We start from the raw sequence: 3,639 nt of genomic DNA, 5'->3' as shown, positions 1-3,639 counted from the left end.
GCGCCCCCGAAGCCCGGCGCCGGCTCTCCCTCGCCGAGAGCCTGCTGCCACGCCAGGGATTCACCGGCGAACCGTTACCTGCCGTGCACGGGGAACTCGGTGCCGCCGTCGCCTCCGGCGCGGTCGCGTCCCGGTCCGCGACCATCATCAGCCTGGCCCTGGACCGGGTCCGGCACGTCTGCGACGCCGAAACCGCCGCCCGGATGGAGCACGCCCTGACCCGCACCGCCGCGGAGAACGACCCGGACTTCCTGGCCCGGGTGGCCCGGAGCTGGACCGACGCGATCGACCAGGACGGCGCCGAGCCCTCCGAAGAGCTCCTGCGCCAGCTCCAGGGCGCGTTCATCCGCAAACCCCGGCACGGACTGTAGCATCTGGAGATCTTCGCGACCGCCGAACAGTTCGAACACCTCCTCACCGTCATGAACACCGCCACCAACCCCCGCACCCAGGCCCCGGACGCCGGGGTGGACGCAGCCGCAGTCCCGTGGGCCGACCATGGCAACAACGCCGGACCTGACGTTATGGACGTCCCCCTTGACCTCCGCTCGCGTCCGCAGAAACTCCTCGACGGCCTCGTCGGTGCCTGCAAACTCGCCCTCGCCGCCGGCACCCTGCCCGGCGCGGGAGGGCTGCGCCCGCAGGTCATGGTCACCATCGACTACCGCGACCTCCTCACCCGCCTCAACGCGCCCGGCGGAACCAGCGACACTCACGACGGCACCCGCCAGGGCGGCACCCGCGAGGGCGGTTCCGGAGATTCCTTCCAGCGCGGGCAGGTCACGGCACAGACCGGGTCGCTGCTGTTCACCGGCCCCGTCACCGCCTCGACCGTCCGGAAGATCGCCTGCGACGCGGACATCATCCCGGTCCTCCTCGGCAGCGCAGGCCAGGTCCTGGATATCGGCCGGGCCACCCGGGTCTTCCCGCCCCACATCCGCAAAGCCCTCACCGTCCGCGACCAGGGCTGCGCGTTCCCCGGCTGCACCATCCCCGCGCTCTGGTGCGAAGCCCACCACATCACCTACTGGTCCCGCGGCGGAACAACCGGCACGGACAACGGTGTACTGCTCTGTTCACACCACCACCACGTGATCCACAAGGAACACTGGACCATCCAGGTCCGTACCGGCATCCCGTGGTTCATCCCGCCACCACACCTTGACCCACGCCAAAGACCCCGACGCAACCACTACTTCCACCCCGCTACCCTCGACACCCCCGGCTGACCCAAGGCTGCAAAAAGTCGCAAGCGGGCAGCGGGCACCCGCACGACAGGTCGGGGTTAGTCGCCGATCCCGGCAGGTCTTCGGACTAGCGGGTGATAGGCGGCGGGAGGAGCGGGAGCAGGGCCGTTCCGGCTGCCGTGGTGTCGGCGGACATTTCCCAGACGCGCCGCAGCGCGCAGAACTTCCACCAGTGGTGTTTCAGGACTTCGGGGTTGGCACGCAGCGGACGGACTTCCGTCTGCCCGATCGCAACCGCAAGCAAGATCGGGGATTCGCCGTGCTGCCAGGCTTCCCACTCCCCTGCCACCGGATCCACCAGGCTTTCCTCGGCTTTCATGCCGGCCACGAGCTGCATGACCACCTTGTCATCCAGCGGTTTGACGGTGCCGTCACGGCTGGTGCCCTTGGTCTTGTAGTCGATGAGGCAGGTCCGGCCGTTGATCTTGGCGACGAGGTCCAGGGTGCCGGCGTAGCCGACGGTTTTGTTCCAGACCGTGATTTCCGGGGCGATCGGCTCCACCTGAAAGAGTTCCCACCACTCGTCGAATCGGGCGGCAAAGGCTTCTTCACCATTGGCGGCGAGGGCCTCGCGGGTTTCCTTCATCTGGTGCGGACGGCCCAGGGCACGCAGGGCCACCTGCTCGCAGTAGTTGTGCACCCGGTCCCCGCGCTTCGCAGCGTCGTCGCGGTAGGTCTCCGCCGCCTTGGCCGCACGGGTCACCGCCTGGCGCACCTTGGCCGGACTGCCGAGGATGCCTGGCAGGGTGGGGTCCTGGGCGAGGCTGTTGGCGCCCATGTACCCGAACCAGCCGTCCAGGCCGTGGGGCTGTTGGCCAATAACGGTGGTGATGGAGGGCACGGAGAACTGCTCCGAGGTGGAGCGTGCATACATCCGGCCATAATCCGTAGCGTGGGCAAGAAGTGGGGCGGTCATGGCAAGACTCTTTCACGGGGGTGTGACAGTGGAGACCAACAAGAAAGGTCCGCCCCGCTTTGTGAGCGGAACGGACCATTCATTGGGTGGGCGATACTGGGTTCGAACCAGTGACCTCTTCGGTGTGAACGAAGCGCGCTACCACTGCGCCAATCGCCCCAATGCCATTGAATGCTAGCCCACTGCGGCGGAATTCAGAAATCGGCCGGCCAAGATGCGCGCGAGGCCCTGAATACGTCCTGCGACGCTGCTCTGTCGAAGTCCGGCAGGGCACGCGTCTGCCCGGGGAGGGTTCTGAAATCGGCGCCTAATTACATGACTGTAATTAGAGAAAACCCCTAGAACACAACGATGCAGCGGTCCCGGCGTCCGCCGCCGTCGTCCCGATTTGTAAGTTCCCTGAACCTCCTATAGAGTTCTTACTCGTTGGAACGCGAGGAAATGCCGATTGCGGCAGGGAATTGCAGACTAAAATGCGGACGTAGCTCAGCTGGTAGAGCACCACCTTGCCAAGGTGGATGTCGCGAGTTCGAATCTCGTCGTCCGCTCGCAGGACACTGTCACGGTAAGGTTCTTCGGAATCCTATCTACACGGTGGGTTGGCCGAGAGGCGAGGCAGCGGCCTGCAAAGCCGTATACACGGGTTCGAATCCCGTACCCACCTCGGTGAAAACCCTGGTTTCCGGTTAGGTCGGATGCAAGGGGCGATTGGCGCAGCGGTAGCGCGCTTCCCTGACACGGAAGAGGTCACTGGTTCGATCCCAGTATCGCCCACCAAAGCAAGGCAACTTGCTTGATGCAGTACCACCGGCCCAGCCGGCAGGACTAAAATGCGGACGTAGCTCAGCTGGTAGAGCACCACCTTGCCAAGGTGGATGTCGCGAGTTCGAATCTCGTCGTCCGCTCTCTTCATTACAACTCCACTCCGGATCCTTCCGGGTTGCGGGCGATTGGCGCAGCGGTAGCGCGCTTCCCTGACACGGAAGAGGTCACTGGTTCGATCCCAGTATCGCCCACCACAAGAGCAGCTCCCCCGGGGCTGCTCTTTTTTCGTGCACTGCAGGTCCTTCTACCCTGTGCACCTGGTCCTCCAGTCTTTACTCTGTGGGCGGACACCCTTGGCACCTCCGCGGCCTCCCGCTAGGGTAGAAAACGCAAGGAGCGATCTGGCTCCGCGACCGAAGGGAGGTGCCCGTGGGTTTACTTGACGATCTAAAGGGCAAGGCTCAGCACATTATTGGTGGCAACGAACAAGCCATCAAGGACGGCATCGAAAAGGCCGGCGACTTCGTCGACTCTAAGACCGGCGGAAAGCACGCCGACAAGATTGATGCCGCGCAGCGGGGCGCTTCCGACTTCGTGGACAAGGCGAACGACCGGCCGAACACGGCCCCGGTCGCCGATCAGGCTCCCGTAGCCGGTGAACCCCCCGTAGCCGGGGAACCCCGCCAGCCAGGCCTCTGACCCAGATACGTC

Annotated in this window: 2 protein-coding genes, 6 tRNA genes and 1 pseudogene; 7 read left to right on the top strand and 2 right to left on the bottom strand. The window is 65.1% G+C overall.

Annotated elements, in window-relative coordinates:
• Positions 1–1,229: pseudogene (locus K789_RS22130) on the top strand (DUF222 domain-containing protein); the annotation flags it as partial.
• An 85-nt stretch (positions 1,230–1,314) separates the two neighbouring features.
• Here the strand turns inward: K789_RS22130 and K789_RS0102735 are convergent.
• Both K789_RS0102735 and K789_RS0102730 read right to left on the bottom strand, forming a co-directional pair.
• Positions 1,315–2,163, bottom strand: a complete 849-nt coding sequence (locus K789_RS0102735) for a hypothetical protein (protein WP_024365405.1) — start codon at positions 2,161–2,163, stop codon at positions 1,315–1,317.
• Between the two features lie 87 nt (positions 2,164–2,250).
• Positions 2,251–2,322: transfer RNA gene (locus tag K789_RS0102730), tRNA-Val, on the bottom strand.
• 316 nt (positions 2,323–2,638) lie between these two features.
• Here K789_RS0102730 and K789_RS0102725 point away from each other — a divergent pair.
• The 6 genes from K789_RS0102725 to K789_RS0102700 all read left to right on the top strand — a co-directional run bounded on the left by K789_RS0102725 (position 2,639) and on the right by K789_RS0102700 (position 3,627).
• Positions 2,639–2,711 (top strand) — tRNA-Gly (locus K789_RS0102725).
• Between the two features lie 45 nt (positions 2,712–2,756).
• A tRNA-Cys gene (locus K789_RS0102720) sits at positions 2,757–2,827 on the top strand.
• A gap of 38 nt (positions 2,828–2,865) precedes the next feature.
• Positions 2,866–2,940 (top strand) — tRNA-Val (locus K789_RS0102715).
• Between the two features lie 55 nt (positions 2,941–2,995).
• A tRNA-Gly gene (locus tag K789_RS0102710) sits at positions 2,996–3,068 on the top strand.
• A 39-nt stretch (positions 3,069–3,107) separates the two neighbouring features.
• Positions 3,108–3,182, top strand: a tRNA-Val gene (locus K789_RS0102705).
• Positions 3,183–3,357: 175 nt separating this feature from the next.
• Positions 3,358–3,627: an antitoxin gene (locus tag K789_RS0102700; RefSeq protein WP_029704361.1), complete on the top strand. Its 270-nt coding sequence runs from the start codon at positions 3,358–3,360 to the stop codon at positions 3,625–3,627.
• The last annotated feature ends 12 nt before the right edge of the window (positions 3,628–3,639 follow it).

The organism is Arthrobacter sp. TB 26 (assembly GCF_000427315.1).
GTDB lineage: Bacteria > Actinomycetota > Actinomycetes > Actinomycetales > Micrococcaceae > Arthrobacter.
The sequence above is the reverse complement of the archived record's forward strand: the minus strand, read 5'-3'. Positions and strand labels throughout refer to the sequence as shown.

Excerpts from the sequence above, each read along its gene's own strand:
- K789_RS0102735 (WP_024365405.1), bottom strand. The coding sequence starts at position 2,163 with ATGACCGCCCCACTTCTTGCCCACGCTACGGATTATGGCCGGATGTAT.